Source organism: Azospirillum brasilense (assembly GCF_008365405.1).
GTDB lineage: Bacteria > Pseudomonadota > Alphaproteobacteria > Azospirillales > Azospirillaceae > Azospirillum > Azospirillum brasilense_D.
This window is the reverse complement of sequence record NZ_QOKV01000003.1, coordinates 156,395-178,951: the sequence shown is the minus strand read 5'-3', so window position 1 is coordinate 178,951 and position 22,557 is coordinate 156,395. Positions and strand designations below refer to the sequence as shown.

General features: G+C 69.8%; 24 protein-coding genes. 10 read left to right on the top strand and 14 right to left on the bottom strand.

Annotated elements, in window-relative coordinates; translation table 11 throughout:
• Positions 1–178 precede the first annotated feature (178 nt).
• The 5 genes from rplS to ffh form a co-directional block, all read right to left on the bottom strand.
• Positions 179–574 carry a 50S ribosomal protein L19 gene (gene rplS / locus DS837_RS07575; RefSeq protein WP_149164181.1) on the bottom strand — a complete coding sequence of 132 codons (396 nt, stop codon included), beginning with the start codon at positions 572–574 and terminating at the stop codon, positions 179–181.
• Between the two features lie 40 nt (positions 575–614).
• A complete protein-coding gene (gene trmD / locus DS837_RS07570) occupies positions 615–1,415 on the bottom strand; it encodes a tRNA (guanosine(37)-N1)-methyltransferase TrmD (protein ID WP_119509113.1) in 801 nt (266 codons plus the stop codon).
• Positions 1,412–2,008 (bottom strand): ribosome maturation factor RimM, encoded by a 597-nt coding sequence (rimM, locus tag DS837_RS07565; protein WP_149164180.1) that lies wholly within the window; start codon positions 2,006–2,008, stop codon positions 1,412–1,414. Before rimM ends, trmD begins: the two co-directional genes overlap by 4 nt.
• Positions 2,009–2,166: 158 nt before the next feature.
• Positions 2,167–2,520 carry a 30S ribosomal protein S16 gene (rpsP, locus tag DS837_RS07560; RefSeq protein WP_014239325.1) on the bottom strand — a complete coding sequence of 118 codons (354 nt, stop codon included), beginning with the start codon at positions 2,518–2,520 and terminating at the stop codon, positions 2,167–2,169.
• A gap of 82 nt (positions 2,521–2,602) precedes the next feature.
• Positions 2,603–3,970: a signal recognition particle protein gene (gene ffh / locus DS837_RS07555; protein ID WP_149164179.1), complete on the bottom strand. Its 1,368-nt coding sequence runs from the start codon at positions 3,968–3,970 to the stop codon at positions 2,603–2,605.
• A gap of 396 nt (positions 3,971–4,366) precedes the next feature.
• Here ffh and DS837_RS07550 point away from each other — a divergent pair, with 396 nt between their 5' ends.
• Entirely contained in the window at positions 4,367–5,731 is a 1,365-nt protein-coding gene (locus DS837_RS07550) for a pentapeptide repeat-containing protein (protein WP_149164178.1), read from the top strand.
• A 22-nt stretch (positions 5,732–5,753) separates the two neighbouring features.
• On the opposite strand, the gene DS837_RS07545 is transcribed toward DS837_RS07550, so the two are convergent.
• The 4 genes from DS837_RS07545 to DS837_RS07530 all read right to left on the bottom strand — a co-directional run bounded on the left by DS837_RS07545 (position 5,754) and on the right by DS837_RS07530 (position 10,287).
• A complete protein-coding gene (locus tag DS837_RS07545) occupies positions 5,754–6,449 on the bottom strand; it encodes a hypothetical protein (RefSeq protein WP_149164177.1) in 696 nt (231 codons plus the stop codon).
• 147 nt (positions 6,450–6,596) lie between these two features.
• A complete protein-coding gene (locus DS837_RS07540) occupies positions 6,597–7,223 on the bottom strand; it encodes a hypothetical protein (protein WP_149164176.1) in 627 nt (208 codons plus the stop codon).
• A gap of 26 nt (positions 7,224–7,249) precedes the next feature.
• Positions 7,250–8,593, bottom strand: coding sequence for a DUF2336 domain-containing protein (locus DS837_RS07535; RefSeq protein ID WP_149164175.1), 1,344 nt, complete (start codon positions 8,591–8,593; stop codon positions 7,250–7,252).
• A complete protein-coding gene (locus DS837_RS07530) occupies positions 8,590–10,287 on the bottom strand; it encodes a sensor domain-containing diguanylate cyclase (protein ID WP_247889819.1) in 1,698 nt (565 codons plus the stop codon). The genes DS837_RS07535 and DS837_RS07530 overlap by 4 nt, the downstream gene beginning before the upstream one ends.
• Before the next feature lie 193 nt (positions 10,288–10,480).
• On the opposite strand from DS837_RS07530, the gene DS837_RS07525 reads away from it, so the two are divergent.
• From DS837_RS07525 to DS837_RS07510, 4 genes are all read left to right on the top strand, one after another.
• A complete protein-coding gene (locus DS837_RS07525) occupies positions 10,481–11,152 on the top strand; it encodes a pyrimidine 5'-nucleotidase (RefSeq protein ID WP_425599237.1) in 672 nt (223 codons plus the stop codon).
• 123 nt (positions 11,153–11,275) lie between these two features.
• Complete coding sequence (gene dapD / locus DS837_RS07520) at positions 11,276–12,118, top strand: 2,3,4,5-tetrahydropyridine-2,6-dicarboxylate N-succinyltransferase (protein ID WP_014239316.1); 843 nt, start codon at positions 11,276–11,278, stop codon at positions 12,116–12,118.
• A gap of 19 nt (positions 12,119–12,137) precedes the next feature.
• Positions 12,138–13,316, top strand: a complete 1,179-nt coding sequence (gene dapE / locus DS837_RS07515; protein WP_149164173.1) for a succinyl-diaminopimelate desuccinylase — start codon at positions 12,138–12,140, stop codon at positions 13,314–13,316.
• 47 nt (positions 13,317–13,363) lie between these two features.
• A complete protein-coding gene (locus DS837_RS07510; RefSeq protein WP_149164172.1) occupies positions 13,364–13,933 on the top strand; it encodes a hypothetical protein in 570 nt (189 codons plus the stop codon).
• Between the two features lie 104 nt (positions 13,934–14,037).
• On the opposite strand, the gene cobT is transcribed toward DS837_RS07510, so the two are convergent.
• Positions 14,038–15,066, bottom strand: a complete 1,029-nt coding sequence (cobT, locus tag DS837_RS07505; RefSeq protein WP_109070746.1) for a nicotinate-nucleotide--dimethylbenzimidazole phosphoribosyltransferase — start codon at positions 15,064–15,066, stop codon at positions 14,038–14,040.
• Positions 15,067–15,240: 174 nt separating this feature from the next.
• On the opposite strand from cobT, the gene cobS reads away from it, so the two are divergent.
• The 3 genes from cobS to DS837_RS07490 are packed head-to-tail and all read left to right on the top strand — an operon-like array spanning position 15,241 to position 17,192.
• Positions 15,241–16,020, top strand: coding sequence for an adenosylcobinamide-GDP ribazoletransferase (gene cobS, locus DS837_RS07500; protein WP_149164171.1), 780 nt, complete (start codon positions 15,241–15,243; stop codon positions 16,018–16,020).
• Positions 16,017–16,646 (top strand): histidine phosphatase family protein, encoded by a 630-nt coding sequence (locus DS837_RS07495; RefSeq protein ID WP_149164170.1) that lies wholly within the window; start codon positions 16,017–16,019, stop codon positions 16,644–16,646. Before cobS ends, DS837_RS07495 begins: the two co-directional genes overlap by 4 nt.
• Positions 16,647–16,682: 36 nt before the next feature.
• Positions 16,683–17,192 carry a pyridoxamine 5'-phosphate oxidase family protein gene (locus DS837_RS07490; protein ID WP_145701044.1) on the top strand — a complete coding sequence of 170 codons (510 nt, stop codon included), beginning with the start codon at positions 16,683–16,685 and terminating at the stop codon, positions 17,190–17,192.
• 147 nt (positions 17,193–17,339) lie between these two features.
• Here the strand turns inward: DS837_RS07490 and DS837_RS07485 are convergent, their stop codons facing one another.
• The 3 genes from DS837_RS07485 to DS837_RS07475 form a co-directional block, all read right to left on the bottom strand.
• Positions 17,340–18,467 (bottom strand): UDP-3-O-(3-hydroxymyristoyl)glucosamine N-acyltransferase, encoded by a 1,128-nt coding sequence (locus DS837_RS07485; protein WP_149164169.1) that lies wholly within the window; start codon positions 18,465–18,467, stop codon positions 17,340–17,342.
• 80 nt (positions 18,468–18,547) lie between these two features.
• A complete protein-coding gene (locus DS837_RS07480) occupies positions 18,548–19,384 on the bottom strand; it encodes an ABC transporter permease (RefSeq protein ID WP_247889817.1) in 837 nt (278 codons plus the stop codon).
• Entirely contained in the window at positions 19,371–20,171 is an 801-nt protein-coding gene (locus DS837_RS07475; RefSeq protein WP_149164168.1) for an ABC transporter ATP-binding protein, read from the bottom strand. Before DS837_RS07475 ends, DS837_RS07480 begins: the two co-directional genes overlap by 14 nt.
• A 120-nt stretch (positions 20,172–20,291) precedes the next feature.
• Here DS837_RS07475 and DS837_RS07470 point away from each other — a divergent pair, with 120 nt between their 5' ends.
• Both DS837_RS07470 and DS837_RS07465 read left to right on the top strand, forming a co-directional pair.
• A complete protein-coding gene (locus DS837_RS07470; RefSeq protein WP_149164167.1) occupies positions 20,292–21,623 on the top strand; it encodes an ActS/PrrB/RegB family redox-sensitive histidine kinase in 1,332 nt (443 codons plus the stop codon).
• A 14-nt stretch (positions 21,624–21,637) separates the two neighbouring features.
• Positions 21,638–22,222: an ActR/PrrA/RegA family redox response regulator transcription factor gene (locus DS837_RS07465; RefSeq protein WP_014239303.1), complete on the top strand. Its 585-nt coding sequence runs from the start codon at positions 21,638–21,640 to the stop codon at positions 22,220–22,222.
• Between the two features lie 77 nt (positions 22,223–22,299).
• Here the strand turns inward: DS837_RS07465 and DS837_RS07460 are convergent, their stop codons facing one another.
• Entirely contained in the window at positions 22,300–22,491 is a 192-nt protein-coding gene (locus DS837_RS07460; protein ID WP_145625410.1) for a YgaP family membrane protein, read from the bottom strand.
• Positions 22,492–22,557 lie beyond the last annotated feature (66 nt).

Below are 22,557 nucleotides of genomic sequence, written 5' to 3'. Positions count from 1 at the left end.
CCACCCAACCCTCCCCCGCTCTCGGCGGACCGAAGGTCCGCCTGCCGCGTCAGCGCAAACCTCTGGTTTGCGCGAGAGCTTCGCAGGGGAGGGCTTTTTGCTTCTCCAACGCCAAACACCCGCCCGGATCGCTCCGGGCGGGTGCTGGTTCAGGCGTACCGAACGAAAGGGCGCCGGATTACTCCGCGGCGGCCTTCGTGGTGTTCATGCCACGGCCGGTCGTGCGCTCGGCGATACGGGCCGACTTGCCGCGACGGTCGCGCAGATAGTACAGCTTGGCGCGGCGGACGGCGCCCTTGCGGACCAGCTCGATCGACTCCAGACGCGGGGAGTAGAGCGGGAACACGCGCTCCACACCCTCGCCGTAGCTGATCTTGCGGACGGTGAAGGACGAGTTCACGCCGGCGTTCCGGCGGGCGATCACGACGCCCTCGTAAGCCTGGACACGCTCGCGCGTGCCCTCGACCACCTTCACGTTCACGCGGACGGTGTCGCCCGGCGAGAACACAGGAATGGTCTTGCCGCCGAGGGCCTTCTCGATCTGCTCCTGCTCGAGCTGCTGCAACAGGTTCATGACACTACCCCTTTCCATCGGTGCGCCTCGCGGCGGACCGTCACTCTGGTTTCGGGCCGCGCCGGCGACCCCGTTTTCCAATCTGACCCTCGGCCTTCCTGCCCGCCTCGTAGCGGTCCCACAGGTCCGGTCGCCGGGCCTGCGTGATCCGCTCCGCCTCGGCGAGCCGCCAGGCGCGAACCTTCTCGTGGTGGCCGGACAACAGGATGTCCGGAACCGACCGTTCCACACCCTGCCCGTCGGTCCAGACCGCGGGCCGGGTGTAGTGGGGGTATTCGAGCAACCCCCGTTCGAAACTTTCCTCGCCCGCCGTCTCCACATTGCCCATGACACCGGGGAGCAAGCGCACCACGGCGTCGATCAGGCACAGGGCGGCGGTCTCGCCGCCGGACAGCACGAAATCCCCGAGGCTGACCTCCTCAAGGCCGTGCGCGTCCAGCACCCGCTCATCCACCCCTTCGTACCGGCCGCAGAGCAGGGTGACCACCGGGGTGGCCGCCAGCTCCTTGACCAGCTCCTGGTCGAGCACCCGTCCGCGAGGCGACAGGTAGATCGCCCGTCCGCGTCCAGGAGTGCCCGGAGGACCCGCCGTCGCGGTCAGAGCCGCGTCCAGCACGTCGGGCCGCATGACCATGCCGGCCCCTCCGCCGAAGGGGGTGTCGTCGACGGAGCGGTGTTTATCGCGCGCGAACGAGCGAATGTCCACTGATTCCAACGCCCAGACTCCATTTTCCAGCGCCTTTCCCGCGAGGCTGAGCCCCAGCGGACCCGGAAACATCTCCGGGAACAGCGTCAGAACCTTGGCCGTCCAGACAAGAGAACCGGAAGCGCCGTGATTCACGGGCGGGTTCCCTTGTTTTCAACGTCGTCGTCTGCGACATCCGCGCCCTCCGGCGCGTCCTCTCCGTCCTTTTCCGCCTCGCCTTCGCGCGCTTCGATGACGGCGGGAAGATCGACCACGACGCGGCCTCCCTTCACATCGACCACCGGAACGCAGGCGCGGGTGAAGGGCAGCATCTCCAGCGGCCCCGATTCCGTGCGGATCTCCAGCACGTCACCGGCTCCGAAGTCGTACAGCGCCTTCACCGTGCCCCAGAGGGTGCCGTCGGCGAGTTCCGCACGCAGCCCGATCAGGTCCGCGTGGTAGAACTCGTCCTCGTCCTCCGTCTCGGGCAGGGCGGAACGGTCCACGTAAAGCCGGACGCCGGTCAGCTCCTGCGCCTGTTCGCGCGTGGCGATGCCATCGACGCGGACCAGGAACAGGTCCTTCATGGTGCCCTGAAGTGTCAGCGCAAAGCGCCGGGCGCCCCGCTCGTCCGAGAGGGGGCCGTAGGACGCCACGGCCGCCGCGTCCTCGGTGAAGCTTTTCACCTTCACGAGGCCGCGGACGCCGTGCGCCCCGGCGAATTGGCCGACGCAGACTTTTGTGGACATGGCTTGAGCGTGTGCGTTGCGGGGCGTTCCTTGCCCCCTCCCTACCCCTCCCCCGCCTTCGGCGAGGGAGGGAATCTCAGCCCTCCACCGCCAAAGGCGGGGGAGGGAGGGACCCGCGCGCAAGCGCGGGAGGGTGGGGGCAAACACGCCGATCCTTATCAGCCCTCGGCGGCGGCCTTGGCGGCGGCCTCGGCCTTCAGACGCTCCTGCGCCTTGGCCTTCGGGGCGGACTTCTTCGGGGTCTCGCGGATTTCCGGCTTGGCGATCAGGCCGGCGTTCGCCAGGAACAGGGCGACGCGGTCCGTCGGCTGGCCGCCGACCGACAGCCAATGCTTGGCGCGCTCGGCGTCCAGGACGATGCGCTGCTCGTGCTCGCGCGGCAGCATCGGGTTGTAGGTGCCGATCTTCTCGATGAAGCGGCCGTCGCGCGGGCTGCGGGCGTCGGCGACGACGATCGAGTAGAACGGACGCTTCTTGGCGCCGCCACGGGCCAGACGGATCTTCAGGGACATGGGACAGTCGCTTCCTTGGTGTAGTCGCTTGGTGTGCGGTTGACGGTGATCGCGCTCGTCGCGCGGTTGCTTTCGCCGGGGATCAGTTCGGTCCCCGGAAATTCTTCGGCAGGAGGCTCTGCAGCCCGTGGCGCATCAGCCCCTTCTGCCCGAGCTTCTGCACCTGCTTCATCATGCCGCGCATGGTGTCGTACTGCTTGAGCAGCTTGTTCACCTCCTGCACGCTGGTGCCGGAGCCGGCGGCGATGCGCTTGCGGCGCGACGCCTTGATGAGCTCGGGGTGCTTGCGCTCCTTCTTCGTCATCGAGGAGATGATCGCCTCCTGGCGCTTGATCATCCCGTCGTCGACGTTCGCGTCCTTGAGCTGGTTCTTGATCTTGCCGATGCCCGGCAGCATGCCCATCAGGCCGGACATGCCGCCCATCTTGCGCAACTGCTTGAGCTGGGAGGCCATGTCGTCGAGGTCGAAGCCCTGGCCCTTCTCCATCTTGCGGGCGAGCTTCTCGGCCTCTTCCTTGTCGATGCTCTCGGCGGCCTTCTCGACCAGCGACACGACGTCGCCCATGCCGAGGATGCGGCCGGCGATGCGGTCGGGATGGAAGGCCTCCAGGGCGTCGATCTTCTCGCCCATGCCCAGCAGCTTGATCGGCTTGCCGGTGATCTGGCGCATCGACAGGGCGGCACCGCCGCGGGCGTCGCCGTCCACGCGGGTCAGCATGATGCCGGTGATGCCGACCTTGTCGTTGAAGTTGGTGGCGACCGTCACCGCGTCCTGGCCGGTCATGGCGTCGGCGACCAGCAGCGTCTCCGCCGGCTTGGTCGCGTCGCGCACGGCCGCGACCTCGGCCATCAGCTCCTCGTCGATGGACAGGCGGCCGGCGGTGTCGAGCATGACCACGTCGTAGCCTTCGCGGCGACCGGTCTCGATGGCGCGCCGCGCGATGGCGACGGGGTCCTGGCCGGGAACGATCGGCAGCGTGGCGACGCCGGTCTGCTCGCCGAGGACCTTCAGCTGCTCCTGGGCCGCCGGACGGCGCACGTCCAGCGAGGCCATCAGGACCTTCTTGCGGTCCCGGTTCTTCAGGCGCAGCGCGATCTTGGCGGTGCTGGTGGTCTTGCCCGAGCCCTGCAGGCCGACCATCAGGATCGGCACCGGGGCGGCGGCGTTGAGGTTGATCTCCTCGCCCTGCCCCAGCATCTCCACGAGGTTGTCGTGGACGATCTTGATGACCTGCTGGCCGGGGGTGATCGAGCGCAGGACCTCCTGGCCGATCGCGCGTTCCTTGACCTGGTTGACGAACTGCTTGACCACCGGCAGGGCGACGTCGGCCTCCAGCAGCGCCACGCGCACCTCGCGCAGCGCGGCGTTGACGTCCTCCTCGCTCAGCGCGCCGCGGCGGCGCAGCTTGTCGAAGATGTCGCCCAGGCGTCCGGTCAGGCCATCGAACATGGGTCAGCGGTCCTCAGTTTCGGTCTCCATCCGCTCGAACGCGATCGGCTCAAGCACAAACGAGCCAGTGCGCGAAACTCGCGGACTGGCGGAGGTCCCCGGCACACAGGCCGATGGTACCCGGTCGATGGCTCGACGGATGCAGGTCGGCGGACCATACGCATCACGGGGGGCGGAGTCAACCACGCAGCAACGGCATGCCGTGCGGGAGCCTCTTGCGCAACGGCGCGCAAAGGGTCACTATTTCCACACACAAACAAGGGCTTTGCGGCCCGGAAACAGCGCCCGCGATAGAACGCATTCGAGGCGCACTTGAATAAAGCGTTACCGATTGTTAACTTTTTCTTCGCGGCTCTCCTTTAGAGTGTGCCGCGACTCCAACCCGGGATTTCCCTGATGCCCCCCGCGCAAGGCTTCGGAACGAACACGCCGCGCACGAAGCTGACGCAGAGTCAGCTGAACACGATCCTGCTCCGCCATCAGGCTTTCCGGAAAAGCCAGCCGGGCGGTGTGCGCGCGAACCTGAAGATGCGCGACCTGTCGCATCTGGACCTGTCCGGCATCGACCTGTCCGACGCCGACCTGTCCGGGGCGAAGCTGTTCAGCGCCCGGTTGACCCGGGCCAACCTGACCAACGCCAACCTCTACGCCGCCGACCTGCGGCTGGCGAACCTGGAGAAGGCCGACCTGCGCCGCGCCGACCTGCGTGGCGCCTGCCTGCGCGGCGCCGTGCTGTCGGAAGCCATGCTGGTGGAGGTGGACCTGCGCGACGGCACGCTGCTGCATTACACCCCGTCGGGCGAGATGATGCCGCACAATTTCGAGGATTCGGTCCTGACCTCGGAGCTGACGGCGGCGGTCATCCGCGGCGCCGACCTGTCGCGGGCCAAGGTGGCGAACGCCTTCGTCATGCAGACCGACCTGACGGACGCGATCCTGCGCGGCACCAAGTTCATGCGGGCCAACCTGACGAACTCCAACCTGACGGGCTGCGACCTGACCGACGCCGACCTGTCGGAGGCTAACCTGTCCGGCGCCCGGCTGTCCGGCGCGGTGATGACCAACTGCGCCATCGGGCGCGCCAACTTCACCAACGCCAACCTGATCGGCGCCATCCTGGACGCGGCCCAGCTCCGCTCGCCCAACCTGTCCGCCGCGGTGATGGCGAAGGTTCTGGAGAATCCGGACGACGACCTGCGCGACATCCTGACCCTGCACCTCTCCTGGATCGACAGCGGCGGCAAGGACGGCAAGCGCGCCGACCTCTCCTCGCTCGACCTGTCGGGGCGCACCCTCGATGGCATCAACCTGTCCGCCGGCATCCTGCAATGCATCACGCTGCGCGGCGCCTCGATGATGGGCACCTCGCTGGCCATCGCGGACCTGTCGCTGTCGGACCTGCGCAAGGTGAACTTCACCAAGGCCGACCTGCGCGGCGTCAATTTCGAGCGGGCGACGCTGACCGGCGCCAACCTGACCGAGGCGCAGCTCGGCCCCGTGCACATCCAGGGATCGAGCAGCCATGTCTGGCGGGCCAACCTCCAGCGCGCCCGCATGGGCATGGCCGTTCTGAAGGACGCCGACCTGCGCAAGGTGAACCTGTCCGGCGCCAACCTCGCCGGGGCGGACCTGCGCGGCGCCAACCTGAGCGAGGCCGACCTGACCGGCACCGACCTGACCGGCGCGGACCTCGACGGGACGGTGCTGGACGGCACCAGCCTGACCGACGCCATCGGGATCGAGGAGATGACCGGGACCTGATCCCGGCTTAAGGACACCGCCTTCAGGGGCGCCGCTGCGTCCAGGGGCCGGAGCGGTAGGCCGTGCGGACGTGGTTGATCAGCAGATTGCGCGCGTCGATCAACTGGGCCATGCGGTCGCGGCAGGCGACCACCCCGGTATCCGGATGGTAGACGGGGGCCAGCTCGCGGAAGCGCTTCACCACCCGGTCCTCGTCGAAGCACCATTCATTGACGAAGCCGAACATCTGCGCGGCGTCGCGCACCTGGGTCAGCTTGCCGTCCAGCGGGCGGAAGGACACCCGTTCCAGCGCGTGGGCCAGCGCCTTGTTGCGGTAGGTCAGCGTTTCCACCGCGCCTTCCAGCCGCCCCGCCTCCTCGGCGGGCATCAGCCGGCAGCCGGGTTCGGCCAGCGCCAGCGCCGCCGCCAGCGCCCGGCGGATCGCCGCGTCGCCGTGGCCGGGCGGCAGCCGCAATTCCAGCACCGCCCGCTCCGCGCCATCGTCCGGCGCGCCGGGATCGGGCGTCCGCTCGGGCGCCAGCAGCAGCGCCGCGGCGGCGAGCGCGGACAGGTCGGTGCCGCGCCTGACGGCCAGACGCACCGCCGCCTCCGCGAAAGCGGGGGCGCAGGGAACCCGGTAGGGGATGGCGGGCGAAACGCCGACGCTCCGGGCCGACGGGAAGAACCCGGCGTCCGCTTCGGTCAGCGCGGCGAAGGGATAGCCATCCGGAGCGGTCATGAAGGGCACCAACGCGTCGTGCGTGTGACGCGACTCTAACGCAATCCCCGGATTCCGCGCAACGGCCCACCCCGTCGCAGGAGGTGTAACGCGGAACGCGTCATCCCCTGCCTGTCCGCGCTAGCACAGCCGCGCTCACCCAGCCGGTCAGCGGTGCATCATCGTCGGTTTGGCCGGCAGCTTCTGCAGCATGTCCTCGATGTAGGCCTCGTCGCTCTTGCCCGACATGGCGGCGAAGCCCTTCAGCATCTGGCTGCCGAAACTGAAGACTCCGGTCAGGTCGATCTTCCAGGCCCCGCCCTCGCGCACGAAGTCGGCGGGAACCAGGGCCGGGCGGTTGTCGACCATCAGCAGAGCGGAGGCGCGGTCGCCGCGCACCCGCACCGGGCCGAGGCCGCTGCTGCCGATGACGTTGGGGCCGAGCCAGCCGTTCTTCATGCCGTGGTCGGCCAGCTCGCCGAGCGACATACGGCGCAGGTCGGCCGGGCTGACATAGCGGCGCAGGCCCATGGCGGCGAACTTCTCCGCCGGCTCCAGCTTGGCGAGGCCGGAGTCGTTGCCGCTGCGGGCGACGCCGCGCACCTGCTCCAGCTTGTCGACCGACGCGCGGGACAGCAGTGGAACGACCGCCGCGCCACGCTTCTGCGCCAGGGCGGAGCGGGCGCTGTCAAAGACCGCCGCGACCTCCCGCTCCTCGGGGGAGGCGGGCGGCGGGGCGGCGAAGGCCGGAATGGAAAAACCGAGGAACAGCAGCAGGAAAGCCAGGGCGCGCATGGACGGGTCCGTGTGGTGACGCGGCGTCAGACTTTCTCCTCGACTCCGAAGAAGGCGAGCTGCCAGCGCATCTCGTCGTCGGACATCGGGTAAAGGACGCCTTCCCTTGCCATAAGCGCGGTTTTTGGCGGAATCTGGGCGATGCGCAATTGCACCTGCCGGGCGAAGCGCATCGACAGGCCGCAGCGCCACACCAGCGAGGTGACGGCGCGCGGGGCGTGGGTGCCGATGATGCGGTCGATGATCGGCATGGGAAGCTGCGCCAGCTCGCCCAGACCGGCCAGGACGAAGGCCCGGTCGCCCTCCGCCAGCGCGCCTTCCAGCAGCTTCTCCGTCAGCTTGCCTTCCTTGTTCAGCCTGGCCGCCTTGTCGGACGGGCGTTCGGCCGCCTTGTCCTTGTCGCCCGGCAGATGGCCGAGTTCCTCCTCCCCGAAGTCGACGAGGCCGCGGGCAACGCCGGGTCCGCCACCGCCGTTGCCGCCGGCCCCGCGGTTGACCCGCGCCCGCACGCCCTCGGCCAGGGCGTGGGCGGCGGCGGGGTCGAGGTCGGTGCGCTCCCGCAGGACCTTCAGCAAGTTGTCGGCGACGAAGCTCGCCAGACGCGCCACGGCGCGGGCGGGCAGGCGCGGCCGGCGCACCAGCGGGGCGTGCCAGGGCTCGTGCTGCGGCGCCTGATCGAGGATGCGGTCCAGCGTCTCCTCGCGGATCTGGGCCGAGGGGTTGGCGAGCAGAGCGGTCATCGCCGCCTCGTCGTCGGACCGCGCGATGGCGTCGGCGACGGAGGCCGAAATCTGCTTTCGCCCGGCGATCGCCGACAAGGCGCCGGCCACCGGCCCGCGCATGATGATGTCGGCCAGATCCTCGTCGGTCAGGATCGGCGAGAATTGCAGGACCGGGGCGCAGACCGACAGCTCCACGTCGCGGGCCAGCGTGTTGATGACGCCGTGGGGCGCGCCGGGCAGCTCCTTCAGCGCCTCCGACAGGATGCCGCGGACCTCCGTCGCCTGGTCGCGGGCCAGCGCCTCCAGGCATTCCAGCGTCAGCCGCTCGATCTGCGACGCCTGGTCGGCGGACAGGTCGGGCAGCAGCCGGGCGACCTTCTGGGCCAGGGCGCCGCGCACCGCGACCTCCCGGTCGGTGGCCAGCATCAGGTCGGCCTGCCGCGGCGTGCCGGCGTTGGTGGCGATGGCCTCGCGAACCTCCGCCGCCGCGTCGGCGGCCAGGAAATAGAGCAGCTCCGGCCGGGTTTCGGGCGACGCGGCGACACGGCGACGCACCGCCGGGTCGGCGCTGCGCGCCATCCGCTTGGCCGCCTCGTAATCGGCGGGGTCGAGAAGCTGGGGCTCGGCGCGGTCGCCGCGGGTGGTCATAGGAACGCCTCCGCCACGGGGGAGCTTTCCCCCCGGGGGGCCGGGGCAACGGCGTAGTGGCCCTTTCCGCGCTTCTTGGCGTCGTACATCGCCGAGTCGGCGCGGTCGGTCAGCTCCTGCACGGTCTCGCGCCCCACCCGGTGCACGGCGATGCCGATGGAGAGGCCCAGCGGCTTGTCCGGGCCGGCGGAGAGATGGCGCAGCGCGGCCATCCCGGCCAGCAGCCGTTCGGCCACCGCCACCGCCTGCCCCTCGTCGGTGCGGCCCAGCCACAGGACGAACTCGTCGCCGCCCAGCCGTCCCGGCAAGTCGCCGGGCCGGACGCCGTTGGTCAGCAGCCCGCCGATGGCCATCAGCACGGCGTCGCCCTGCTGGTGGCCGTGCAGGTCGTTCACCGCCTTGAAATTGTCGAGGTCCACGTAGAGAAGCGCCGACGGCCCGGTGTCCGGGCGGCCGAGCACCTCCTCCAGCCGCTCGAAGAAGGTGCGGCGGTTGAACAGGCCGGTCAGCCCGTCGCGTTCCGACAGGCGGCGCAACCGCTCCTGATAGGCCAGATGCGCGTGGGCGATGCCGATGTGGTCGGCCACGCCGGACAACAGCATCCGGTCCTCGTCGTCCCATGGGTCGGAATCGTCGCCGCGCCAGATCACCACGGCGCCGTTGACGGCCTGACGGTGCTCCGTCCGGGCGGCCAGCAGCCGGTTCGCCCCCAGGGTCAGCTCATGCGGGTCCTCGCTGCCGGCGATCTCCTCCAGAACGGGCCGCGACAGGTCGGAGAGCAGCTCCTCCGGGATCTCCGCGGCAAAATCGGCGGCCGGACGCAGGGCGCCGGCTTCCGTCGCCCGGTAGATGCGGCAGCCGTCCGCACCCAACGCCCGGGCGGTTTCCACCGCGGCGACGTGCAGCGCCTTCTGGGCGTCGAGCTGGTCGCGCAGCGTGTGGACGATGTGGGCGAGCATCTTCTCGCGGTTGCGCACCCGCGCCAGCTCGGCGGAGCGCAGCACCTGCTCCGTCGTCTCCCGGCAGACGCCGCGCGCGCCCATCCATTCGCCCTGCGGGCCGAACAGCGGCACCGCCGACACCACGAAGCAGGCGGGCAGATCGTCCACCCGCCTCAGCCACAGCTCCGCCTGATCGACGGGGCGGCGGCTGTCGAACGGCAACGGCAGGTCGCCCCACTCGGTCACCGCCAGATCCTTGGGGTTGCGACCAATCAACGCATCCGAGCTGTAGCCCAGCGCCCCCTTGGGCGTGACGAAGACGAATCGCCCGTCGCTGCCTGTTTCCCAGGCAAAATCGCTCGAAACCTCGACGAGATCCTTGTAGCGGCGGCGCGACTCGATCAGCGTCTGGCGGAGCTGCCGCTCCAGCGTGGCGTCGCGCCCCAGCAGCAGGATGCCCCCGTCGGGCAGCGGCGTGGCCGCCCATTCGACGATCATCACGCCGCGCGGCAACTCCACCGGAAGGGAGCGCAGGCCCGGCGCCACGCTGCACGTCGCCAGCCACCCCTGGATGTCCGCGAGCCAGCGCCCGCCGGCGCACAGCAGCTCGTCCGCGGCGGCGTTCGTGGCGGCAACCGCGTGAGCGGAATCCAACCGGATCGCCGGACCGGGGAAGGCGGCCAGGAGCATCGGTGGAGAGACGGCGCCGGACGGGTTGCCCGGCGGAACTTCGGATGTTGGGTCTGCGGACACGGTGCGAACCTGAGACTGCGCGGGGCGGAGTATACCGGAAAAATGCGTTTCTTCGCCGAATCTTTCTTCAGGCGGCCCGGGCGGCTGCCATACGCAACCACTCATTGAAAGCAATGCCGTTCCGGAGCGGAAACGGGCCATGCGGCGAAGCGCCTTGCGGGCGGACCGGCGAAGCCCCATTCTTCAGCCCATGATGGCTTCCCTTCGCGACACCGGGGTCTGGATCTTCGACCTCGACAACACCCTCTATCCCGCCTCCTGCAACCTGTTCGCCCAGGTGGACCGGCGCATCGGCGATTTCATCGCCGGGCATTTCGGCATCACCTACGACGAAGCGCGTGTCATGCAGAAGCGCTTCTTCCGGGAGCACGGAACGACGCTGCGCGGCCTGATGGTGGAGCACGACGTCGATCCTGTGCCTTTTCTGGATTACGTGCACGACATCGACGTCAGCCCGGTGGCCCCCTGCCCCGACATGGCGGACGCGCTGAACCGGCTGCCGGGGCGCAAGATCATCTACACCAACGGTTCCGTCCGCCACGCCGAGAACGTGACGCGCCAGTTGGGCATCGACGGCTGCTTCGAGGCGACCTTCGGCATCGTCGAGGCCGGCTATGTGCCCAAGCCCGATCCGCGGCCCTACGACATCCTGGTGGATCACTACGACATCGATCCCGCCCGCGCCTGCATGGTGGAGGACATCGCCCGCAACCTCGTCCCCGCCCACGCCCTGGGCATGACGACCGTGTGGGTGCGCAGCGAGGCCGACTGGGCCCGCCCCGACCAGGGCGGAGTCGGCACCGGCAGCCACATCGACCACACCGTGGACGACCTGCCGGCCTGGCTGGAGGAGATCGCGGGCTGAGCGGCGACCGCAAGGCCCTTCTTCCCCCCGTAGGAACCCATTGAGAACAAGGCAACGTTGACAAGGCGGCGCGGCCCGGCCCATGTTCCGAACCCTCGAACAGACAGCCCAGCGAATGCCGCCATGAGCCACGCCAGCCTCGAATCCGCCGTCAACGCCGCGTGGGAAACCCGCGACACCCTGAATGTTTCGACCAAGGGCGCCGTCCGCGACGCCGTGGAGGAGGCCCTGTCCGGCCTCGACTCCGGCGACCTGCGCGTGGCGCAGAAGACGGACGCCGGCTGGGTCGTGAACCAGTGGCTGAAGAAGGCGGTCCTGCTGTCCTTCCGCCTGAACGCCAACGAGACGATCCCCGGCGCGCCGGGTGGCGCCTCCTGGTACGACAAGGTGCCGCCGAAGTTCGAAGGCTGGTCCGAAGCGCAGTTCCAGGCCGCCGGCTTCCGCGCCGTTCCGGGCGCGGTGGTCCGCCGCTCCGCCTACGTCGCGCCGAACGTCATCCTGATGCCCAGCTTCGTCAACGTCGGCGCCTATGTCGACAGCGGCACCATGGTGGACACCTGGGTCACCGTCGGCTCCTGCGCGCAGATCGGCAAGAACGTCCATCTGTCGGGCGGCGTCGGCATCGGCGGCGTGCTCGAGCCGCTCCAGGCCAACCCGGTCATCATCGAGGACGATTGCTTCGTCGGCGCCCGCTCCGAGGTGGTCGAGGGCGTGATCGTGGAGCGCGGCGCCGTGCTGTCCATGGGCGTCTTCATCAGCGCCTCGACCAAGATCATCGACCGCAACACCGGCGAGGTCTTCGTCGGCCGCGTCCCGGCCTACTCCGTCGTGGTGCCGGGCACCCTGCCGGGCAAGCCGCTGCCCGACGGCACGCCGGGTCCGGGCCTCTATTGCGCGGTGATCGTGAAGCGCGTGGACGAGCAGACCCGCGCCAAGACCTCCATCAACGACCTGCTGCGCGACTGACGCCGGGGAAGACCGCACGATGAGCACCGCCGCCGTTCCCTCCTTCGACCCCTGCGATCCCGTCGCGGTGGCGCAGGCCCTGATCCGCTGCCCCAGCGTGACGCCCGAGGACGGCGGCGCGCTCGGCGTCCTGGAGGCGGCGCTGGCGCCGCTGGGCTTCGTCTGCCACCGCCTGCGGTTCGAGGAGGAGGGCACGGCGCCGGTGGACAACCTCTACGCCCGCCTGGGCACGGAGGGGCCGAACTTCTGCTTCGCCGGGCACACCGACGTGGTGCCCCCCGGCGAGCTGAAGGGCTGGTCCATCGACCCCTTCGCCGCGGAGATCCACAACGGCCGCCTCTATGGCCGGGGTGCGGTGGACATGAAGGGGGCCATCGCCGCCTTCGTCGCCGCCGCGGCCCGTCATGTCAAAGCAGGCGGCGCGCCGAAGGGCTCGATCAGCCTGCTGATCACGGGGGACGAGGAAGGGGTCGCCATCAACGGCACCCGCAAGGTGCTGGACTGGTTGCAGGCCAAGGGTGAGACGCTCGACGCCTGCGTGGTCGGGGAGCCGACCAACCCCAAGGCGCTGGGCGACATGATCAAGATCGGGCGGCGAGGCAGCATGACCGCCTTCCTGACCGTCCACGGCGCGCAGGGGCATGTCGCCTACCCGCATCTGGCCGACAACCCGCTGCCCCGGCTGGCCCGCATGCTGGCCGCCATCACGGCGGAACCGCTGGACGCCGGCACCCCGCATTTCCAGCCGTCGAACCTGGAGCTGACCACCATCGACGTCGGCAACCCGGCGCACAACGTCATCCCGGCGCAGGGCAAGGCGACGCTGAACATCCGCTTCAACGACCTGCACACCGCCGACACGCTGCTGGCGTGGCTGCGCGAGCGGCTCGACGGGGTGGGCGGCTCCTACGATCTGGACCATTTCGTGTCGGGCGACAGCTTCCTGACCCCGCCCGGCCCGCTGACCGGGCTGGTGGCGGACGCCGCGGAGCGCGTCACCGGGCGCCGTCCCGAATATTCGACGACCGGCGGCACATCGGACGCCCGCTTCATCAAGAATTTCTGCCCGGTGGTCGAGTTCGGCCTCGTCGGGCAGACGATGCACAAGGTGGACGAGCACACCGCGCTGGACGACCTGACCCGCCTGACCGACATTTACGGCGAGGTTTTGCGGAACGTCTTCGACCGGATCGGTTGACGTAAGGCCCCTTCCGCCCGCTCCCACCACCCTCCGGTGACCGCAACATGCCGCTGACCGCCCGGGACGTCGCCTCCTCCGTCTTCGGCGCCTATCGCCTGGCCCGGTTCGACCCCACCGGATTGCAGCATCTGGACCGCACCCCCGAAGGGGCGTGGAAGTCCTTCTACGCCGCCGTGATCGTCGCCCCGGCCTGGACGCTGCTGCTGGCGATCCGGCTGTGGGGCCAGGTGCCGGACACGCCGCTGTTCCAGCTCGTGGTGGTGGAGGCCATCGCCTACGTCATCAGTTGGACGGCCTTCCCCGTGGTCATGCACGGGGTGAGCGGGCTGCTGGACCGGCAGAACCGCTACATCGATTTCCTGTGCGCCTACAACTGGTCGTCGGTCGTGCAGATGAGCATCTATCTGCCGGTGGTGATCCTGGCCGCCACGGGGATTCTGCCCGGCCCGATCTCCGAAGGGCTGGTGTTCGGCATCATGCTGGCGATGCTGACCTACCAGTGGTTCGTCATGCGCACGGCGCTGGACATCTCCGGCGTCGCGGCGGCGGTTCTGGTCCTGCTCGACCTGTTCCTGTCGGCGCTGATCACGGATTTCGCCGACGGGCTGCTGTAAGGAGCTTTTGCCCCCTCCCTAACCCTCCCCCGCTTCGCGGTGGAGGGGATCAAGCCCCCTCTCCCACGACAGCGGGGGAGGGTCGGGGAGGGGGAAAATGCGACTCACACCCCGCGGGTGCTGACGCCCGCGTCGGCGAAGGTCGCCATGCCGGCGTGGCAGGCGCAGGCCGACTTCACGATGTTGATCGCCAACGCGGCGCCCGAGCCCTCGCCCAGACGCATCCCCAGATCGAGCAGCGGCTCCTTGCCAATGGCGGCGAGCAGATGGTCGTGGCCCGGCTCGACCGAGCGGTGGGCGACCATGCAATGGTCGAGCGCCCGGCGGTCGGCCTTGAACAGCACCGCCGCCGCCGCCGTGCAGGCGTAGCCGTCGAGCAGCACCGGCACCCGCGCCATGCGGGCGGCCAGGATGGCGCCGGCGATGGCCGCCAGCTCATAGCCGCCGAAGCAGCGCAGCGCCTCGAACGGGTCATCCTTGGCCTGCGGGTTGGCGGCCAGGCCGGCCTCGACGGCGGCAACCTTGCGGGCCAGCCCCTCGTCGTCCACGCCGGTGCCGCGGCCCGTCCAGTCCTTGGCCTCGCCGCCGAACAGCGCGTGGCAGAGCGCCGCCGCCGCCGTGGAGTTGCCGATGCCCATCTCGCCGAGCGCCAGAAGCTGGACGCCCGTCTCCACGGCCATCATGCCGTAGGCCATGGCTTGGCAGCAGTCCTCCTCGCCCATCGCCGGGCCTTCGGTGAAGTCGGCGGTGGGGGTGTCGAGGTCCAGCTCGTAGACGCGCAGGTCGGCGTCGGCCACCTCGCAGAGCTGGTTCACGGCGGCGCCGCCGTTCTGGAAGTTCTGGACCATCTGGGCGGTCACCGCCGCCGGGTAGGCCGAGACGCCGCGGGCGGCGACGCCGTGGTTGCCGGCGAAGACGGCGACGCGCGGGCGGCGCACCTCCGCCGGGTGCTGGCCCTGCCACGTCGCCATCCACTGGGCGATCTCCTCCAGCCGGCCGAGCGCGCCCGCCGGCTTGGTGAGCTGCCGTTCGCGCTGGAGGGCCGCCGTGCCGGCGTCGAGGTCCGGCCCCGGCAGGTTGCGCACCAGCGCGCGGATTTCCTCGAAGGTGATGGCGGGCTGCGTGTTGCTCATGGCGAAGGGTCCTGACGCTGACGGCAGAAGATGTGATCGGGAAACGATGAAAAAAGCGGCGCGACCTTGGACCATTCCCGACCCGCTGTCAAAGCGCCTCTCGTCCGGTCTGTCATCCGTTGCTGGGCTGTTATCCGTTGCGGCGGGCCTGGGGTTGCCGTACTCCGAAGCGCCATGCTTGAGGAATCCCCCGCCCCGCCCGTCTCCCGCTGGATCAGCGATCTGGCGCTGGCCGTCGTCTTCCTGACGCGGCTGCCGCTGCGCCTGTCCGGCCCGCTGGCCGGGGACGCCCACGCCCGCGCCATGGGCTGGTTTCCCCTGGTCGGCGCCGGGGTCGGTCTGTTCGGCGGCGCCGCCTATGGGCTGGCCGCGCTGGCCCATCTGCCGCCGCTGCCGGCGGCGCTGCTGGCGCTGGCCGCCATGGTTTGGCTGACCGGCGCCCTGCACGAGGACGGGGCGGCCGACGTCGCCGACGGCTTCGGCGGCGGGCGCGACAAGGCTCGCAAGCTGGAGATCATGCGCGACAGCCGGGTCGGCAGCTACGGCGTGCTCGCCATCGTCTTCTCGGTCACGGTCCGCGCCTCGGCGCTGGCGGCGCTGGCCGAACCGCGCATCGTCATCCCCGCCCTGCTCGCCTCGGGCGCCCTGTCGCGCGGCGGCATGGCGGCGGTCGCCCGATTCATGGACCCGGCCCGCGCCGACGGCCTCGCCGCCCGCCAGGGCCGTCCGTCGCCCGGCACGGTGGCCCTGTCGCTCGTCCTGGCACTGGCCGTGGCCGTGGCGGCTCTAAAGGGGCTGGCCATTGCCGCGATTCTGGTCTCGATTTCGGCGGTCGCGGCGGTGGCGTGGCAGGCGCGGCGGCAGATCGGCGGCCACACCGGCGACGTGTTCGGCGCCGCCCAGCAGGTGGCGGAGGCCGCCATTCTGCTCACCCTGGCCGCGACTGTTGCATGAAAAACACTCGCTGGTGGCTCATCCGCCACGCACCCGTCCCGAATCCGGGAAACGTGATCTACGGGCGAAGCGATCCCGCCGCCGACACCGGCGATTCCGACGCGCTGGCGGCGCTGGCGGCGCGGCTGCCCCCGCAGGCGGTTTGGGTGACCTCGCACCTGCGCCGCACGCGCCAGACGGCGGCGGCGCTGCGGCTGCCCGGCAGCGACATGGCGCTGGTCGAGCGGGCGCTGGCCGAACAGGATTTCGGCCGCTGGGAAGGGCTGTCCCATGACGACGTGGCGGAGTTGCATCCCGAGGAGGCGCGCCGATTCTGGAGAGACCCGGCGACAGAGGCCCCGCCGGACGGCGAGAGCTTCAAGGCGGTGATGGAGCGGGTGGCCGGCGCCGTCGCCCGGCTGACCGACCTCTACGCCGGGCGCGACATCGTGGCGGTGATCCATGGCGGGTCGATTCGCGCGGCGCTGGCGCTCGCGCTGGATCTGGCGCCTCGGGCGGCGCTGCGGCTGGCGGTGGCGCCGCTGTCGCTGTCGCGGATCGACCATTATAGCGGCGACGTGGGGGGCGGCTCCTGGTCGGTCGCGGCCCTGAACGCGCTCGGAACCTTTCCGGGCAGCGGGCGTTGACCGGACTCCGTTGGGCTACCAATAGAGGGTCAGACCATGGCAAGAAGCGCTGACGATCGCGAGGCCGCCGAGAAGCTCTGGGGCATGATCAAGGGCGTCCGCATCTGCATGATGACGACGCTGGACGAGAACGGCATTTTGCACTCCCGCCCGATGGCCACCCTGCCGCACGCGGGATTCGACGATGGAACCTTGTGGTTCTTTACGCGGGCCGACTCGCCGAAGGTCCATGAACTGAAGACGCATTGGCGCGTCAACCTGTCCTACGCCGATCCCGACAAGCAGGATTACGTGTCGGTGTCCGGCGTGGCGGAGACGGTGCGCGACCGCGACAAGATCCGCTTCCTGTGGCGGGACATCCTGTCCACCTGGTTCCCACAGGGGGTGGACGACCCCGATCTCGCGCTGCTGAAGGTCAGCGTCGATCGGGCGGAATATTGGGACAGCCCGTCGAGCGCGATGGTCTACGCCTACGGCTATGTGAAGGCGAAGATCACCGGCGAACCGCCGAAGCCGGGCGATCACGCGAAGATCGCGTTCCAGTAAGGGCATGAAAGAGGCAGTCTTTGCCCCACCCTTCCCATGCTTCGCATGGGCCCCTTCCCTCCCCCGCTATCGCAGGAGAGGGAGCTTGATCCCCTCCCCTGCGCAGCGGGGGAGGGTTAGGGAGGGGGCAAGCGCCCCCCATCCCCCTCACTTCTCCTCGGCCACCGGCTTCCCGCCGCCATCCAGCGCCCCGACCCGCTTCTTCAGGTCGGTCACGTCCGCGTGCATCCGCTTCAGTCGGGCCAGCCCCTTGTACTGGTCGAAGGCGCGGTCGCGCGGCACCGCCGGGTAGCCCATGTAGACGGCCTTCGCCGGGATGTCCGTCCCCACGCCGGAATTCGCCGCCACCACCGCGTCGTTGCCGATCTTCACATGGTCGGCCACGCCGACCTTGCCGGCCAGCACCACGCGGTCGCCGATGGTCGTGCTGCCGGCGATGCCGACATGGCCGCACAGCATGCAGTTGGTGCCAATCTGCACGTTGTGGCCGATCTGCACCAGGTTGTCGATCTTGGTGCCCGAGCCGATGCGGGTCGCCGTGATGGTGCCGCGGTCGATGGTGGCGTTCGCCCCGACCTCCACGTCGTCGCCCAGGATCACCGTGCCGATGGAGTTCACGCGGTGGATCAGCACGTTGGTGCCGACCACCTTGCCCGTCGCCTTGGCCGATTCGACGCTGCCCGGCTCGGGCGTCACGAAGCTGAAGCCGTCGTTGCCGACCGCGGCGTTGGGGTGGATGATGCAGCGCTCGCCCATCACCACCCGCTCGCCGATGCGGGCGCCGGGGTGCAGCAGGCAGTCCTTGCCGATCACCGCCTCAGCCCCGACCGTGGCGTGCGGCATGACGATCACGCCCTCGCCCAGCACCGCCCTCGGCCCGACATAGGCGAAGGGACCGACCGACACGCCCGCCCCCAGAATGGCCTCCGGCGCCACGAAGGCGGCGGGGTGGACACCCGGCTCGGCATGGACCGGCTTTTCGAAGACGGTGGTCAGGCCGGCCATGGCGAAGCGCGGGCGCTTGACGACGAGCCAGCCCTTGAGGTTGGCCGGCACCTCCGCCCCTTCCGCGATCACGGCGGCGACGGCCTTGCCGCCGGCGAGCAGCTCCGTCATGCCCTTTTCCATGGCGAGCGCCAGATCCTCCGGCCCCTCGGCCTCCGACGGATGGACGGCGCGGGCGATGCGCAGGGTGCCGTCGCCCTCCAGCGCCGCGCCCAGGGCGGCGGCGATCTCGGCGAGGGTGACCGGGGCGGCGGGGGAAACGGGAGTCATGGCGGGGCTCTGGCTGTCGGTCCGAAGAGGCCGGGACGCTAGCACGGCTGACCGGTGCTGGCGAGGGCCGGCGCCTTTTGTCACTCTCCCGTTTGCAGCAACGCCCCGCGCACCCGCGCCTGATGGAAGGAATAGAGGAAGGCGGCGCTGCACAGCCCCATGAACAGCGCGTTCAGCCCCACCGCCCAGGCCAGATGGTCCCAGCGCATCGTGCCGTCGAACAGGATGGCGCGCATCCCCTCGAAGACGTGGGCGGAGGGCAGCGACAGCGCCACCCATTGCAGCCAGCCCGGCAGGACGCTGACCGGGTAATAGACGGCGCTGACCGGGGCCAGCATGAAGACGACGATCCAGGCCAGCCCTTCCGCCCCCATGCCGTAGCGCAGGATCAGCGCCACGATGACCAGCCCCAGCGACCAGCCGAAGACGATCAGGTTGGCGAAGAAGCCGGCCAGCGGCAGCCCGAGGTCGAACAGCGAATAGCCGAACAGCGGGATCGCCAGCAGCGCCGCCGGGACGACGCCGATGACGGTGCGGATCAGGCTCATCCCGAACAGCGCCGCCACCCATTCGCCGGGGCGCAACGGGCTGACGAACAGGTGGCCGAGGTTGCGCGACCACATCTCTTCCAGGAAGGACACCGAGACGCCGAGCTGCCCGCGGAACAGCACGTCCCACAGCAGCACCGCGCTGACCAGCACCCCCGCCCCCTGCGCCACCCAGGCGCTGGAGGAGGCCATGAACTGGTTGATGTAGCCCCACAGGATCATCTGCATGGTCGGCCAGTAGGCCAGCTCCAGGAAGCGCGGCCAGGAGCCGCGCAGCAGATACCAGTAGCGCAGCACCATCGCCCCGACCCGGCGCAGCGAGAAGGCGGGGTTGGAATGCACCATCACGACGGCGTCACTCGGCGGCATCGGCGGCCTCCCGGCGGGCGTCTTCCCCGTTGGCGCGGTCGCGGGCGATGTCGAGGAACACGTCCTCCAGCGAGGTCCGTCCATAGCGGGCCAGCAGCCCCGATGGCGACCCGCGGTCGACGATCCGCCCCTGGCGCATCACCAGCACGTCGTCGCACAGCCGCTCCACCTCCAGCATGTTGTGGGAGGCGAGCAGGATGGTGGCCCCGGACTCCAGGCGGTAGCGCTCCAGATAGGTGCGGATCCAGTCCGCCGTGTCGGGGTCGAGCGAGGCGGTCGGCTCGTCCAGCAGCAGAAGCTCCGGCCGGTTGAGCAGCGCCTTGGCCAGCGCCACCCGCGTCTTCTGCCCCGCCGACAGCCCGCCGGAGGGACGCTCCAGGAAACGGGTCAGCTCCAGATGCTCGGCCAACTCCTCCACCCGCCGCTTCACTCCCTTCAGCCCGTAGAGATGGCCGTAGACGGTCAGGTTCTCCCGCACGGTCAGCCGGTGCGGCAGCTCCACATAGGGTGAGGAGAAGTTCATGCGGGGCAGCGCCGCGTGGCGGTGGCGCACCATGTCCACCCCCAGCACCTCCACCGTGCCGGAGGTCGGCAGCAGAAGCCCGAGCAGCATGGAGATGGTCGTCGTCTTGCCGGCCCCGTTGCCGCCAAGGAGCCCGGTAACCGACCCCGCCGCCACGGTGAAGGAGATGCCGTCCACGGCGGTGACCTCGCCGGACCGGGCGGTGCCGTAGCGTTTGGTCAGGGTCTCGGCCCGGATGGCGTGCTGTTTTGCGCATTGATCCATAGGCGGAGAATATGGCCGCTTGGCGCGCAAACGCCAGAGTGGCAAAACAGCACCGACAAATCGGCCAAGCGCCCCGATACGAAGCCGCGGCGACAGCGGCCCTTGCTGGAAAGCCCGCCCATGACCGTGACCGCCGCTTCATCCCTTCGCCACGCCATGACCCACGCCGGCCGGCCGGGTCCGGCGCAGTGGACCAACCTGGACGGCCGCGTCACGCTGCGCACCCTGATCCTGATCCGCTGGATCGCCGTGATCGGGCAGCTCGCCACCGTGGCGACGGTGCAGCTCGTCATGGGCTTCCCGCTGCCGCTGGGGCCGGTGCTGGCGGCCATCGGGGCGTCGGTGCTGCTGAACCTCGTGGCGATGGCCCAGCGCGGCGGGCGGCTGCGGCTGGCCGACCGGGACGCCGCGCTCTATCTCGGCTACGACATGCTGCAGCTCACGCTGCTGCTCTATCTGACCGGCGGCCTCGCCAATCCCTTCGCCATTCTGCTGCTCGCCCCGATGACCGTGGCCGCGGCGATCCTGTCGCGCTACAGCGTGGTTCTGCTGACCGGGCTCAATCTCGTCTGCCTGACCGTGCTGGCGATGTGGCACTTCCCACTGCCCTGGCCGGAGCCGATGCCCTCGGTCGCCCCGCTCTACGCCTTCGGCATCTGGCTGTCGCTGTCGGTGTCGGCCGGCTTCATCAGCGGCTATGTCTTCCGCGTGGCCGAGGAGGCGCGGCGCTTCGCCAACGCCCTGTCGGCCTCGCAGGTGGCCCTGGCGCGCGAGCAGCGGCTGTCCTCGCTGGGCGCGCTCGCCGCCGCCGCCGCGCACGAGCTGGGGTCGCCGCTCGGCACCATCGCGGTGGTGGCGAAGGAGCTGCTGCACGACATGCCGCCGGACAGCCCCTTCACCGAGGACGTAGCGCTTCTGCAAAGCCAGGTGATGCGCTGCCGCGAGATCCTGGCGGAGCTGGCCCGCAAGCCGGAGGCCGACGGCGGCGACCCGTTCGAGCGGCTGCCGCTGACCGCGCTGGTGGAGGCCGCGGGCGCGCCGCACCGGCTGGGCCACATCCAGTTCACGGTCGAGCGCAGCGACGGCTCCGTGGAGGAGGAGCCGATCGTCCGCCGCAGCCCGGAGATCATCCATGGTCTGGGCAACTTCATCCAGAACGCCCACCAGTTCGCCGATGGGCGCGTGACGGTCGCCGCCTCCTGGGACGCGAAGTCCGCGACCGTCGTGGTGATGGATGACGGCCCGGGCTATCCCGCCCATCTGCTGAGCCGCATCGGCGAGCCCTACCTGTCGGCAAGAAGCGAGCGGTCGGGCCATATGGGGCTGGGAATCTTTATTGCACAAACGCTGCTAGAGAAAACAGGTGCCCTTGTAGCCTTTAGCAATAACCGTAGCGGCGGCGCGCGAGTTGTCGTACGTTGGGACCGTGGTGTCTTAGAACCAGAGGACTAGTGGTGGATAGCGCGATGACCACGGACGAGAGTCCAACGGGCGAAACCGCCAAGCTGACGTTCACGGGTGACGTTACCCGCAGCCTCCTCATCGTCGACGACGACGCGCCGTTCCGAACCCGCCTCGCGCGCGCCATGGAAAAGCGCGGTTTCAACGTGGTGGCCGTGGACAGCGTGCAGCTCGGCATTGACGTCGCCCAGGAATCGGCGCCGGCCTTCGCGGTGGTCGATCTGCGGCTGGCCGACGGCAGCGGCCTGGACGTGGTCAAGACCCTGCGCGACGCACGCCCCGACGCCCGCATCGTCATGCTGACCGGCTACGGCAACATCGCCACGGCGGTCGCCGCGGTGAAGGCCGGCGCGGTGGATTACCTGCCGAAGCCGGCGGACGCCGACGCCGTGGAATCCGCCCTGCTGGCCGACGGCCGCCCGCTGCCCTCCCCGCCGGAAAACCCGATGTCCGCCGACCGCGTGCGGTGGGAGCACATCCAGCGCGTGTTCGAGCAGTGCGACCGCAACGTCTCCGAAACCGCCCGCCGGCTGAAGATGCACCGCCGCACCCTGCAGCGCATCCTGAACAAGCACGCCCCGCGGGGGTGATGCCGGTCGCCGGACCGTGACAGAGATAAGGCCCCTTTCCTTGCGGAGAGGGGCCTTTTTCTTTGCGGCGCGGCGGCTCATTTCCTGACGGAGCAGGTCCTGACACCGAACAGGGTGTAGGCCGGGCAGAAGCCGACCACGGCGGTCAGCAGCGGGACGAGGCCGATCCAGCCCCAGGGGGTCTGCGGGCCGACGAAGACGAGGGCGATCAGGACGAGGCCGACGATGGCGCGCAGCGCGCGGTCGATGGTGCCGACGTTGACGGGCATGGGTGCACCTTAGGAATTGAAGTGGGCGGTTGGTGCGCCCATCCAAGACCCTTTCCGCCCGCCGGT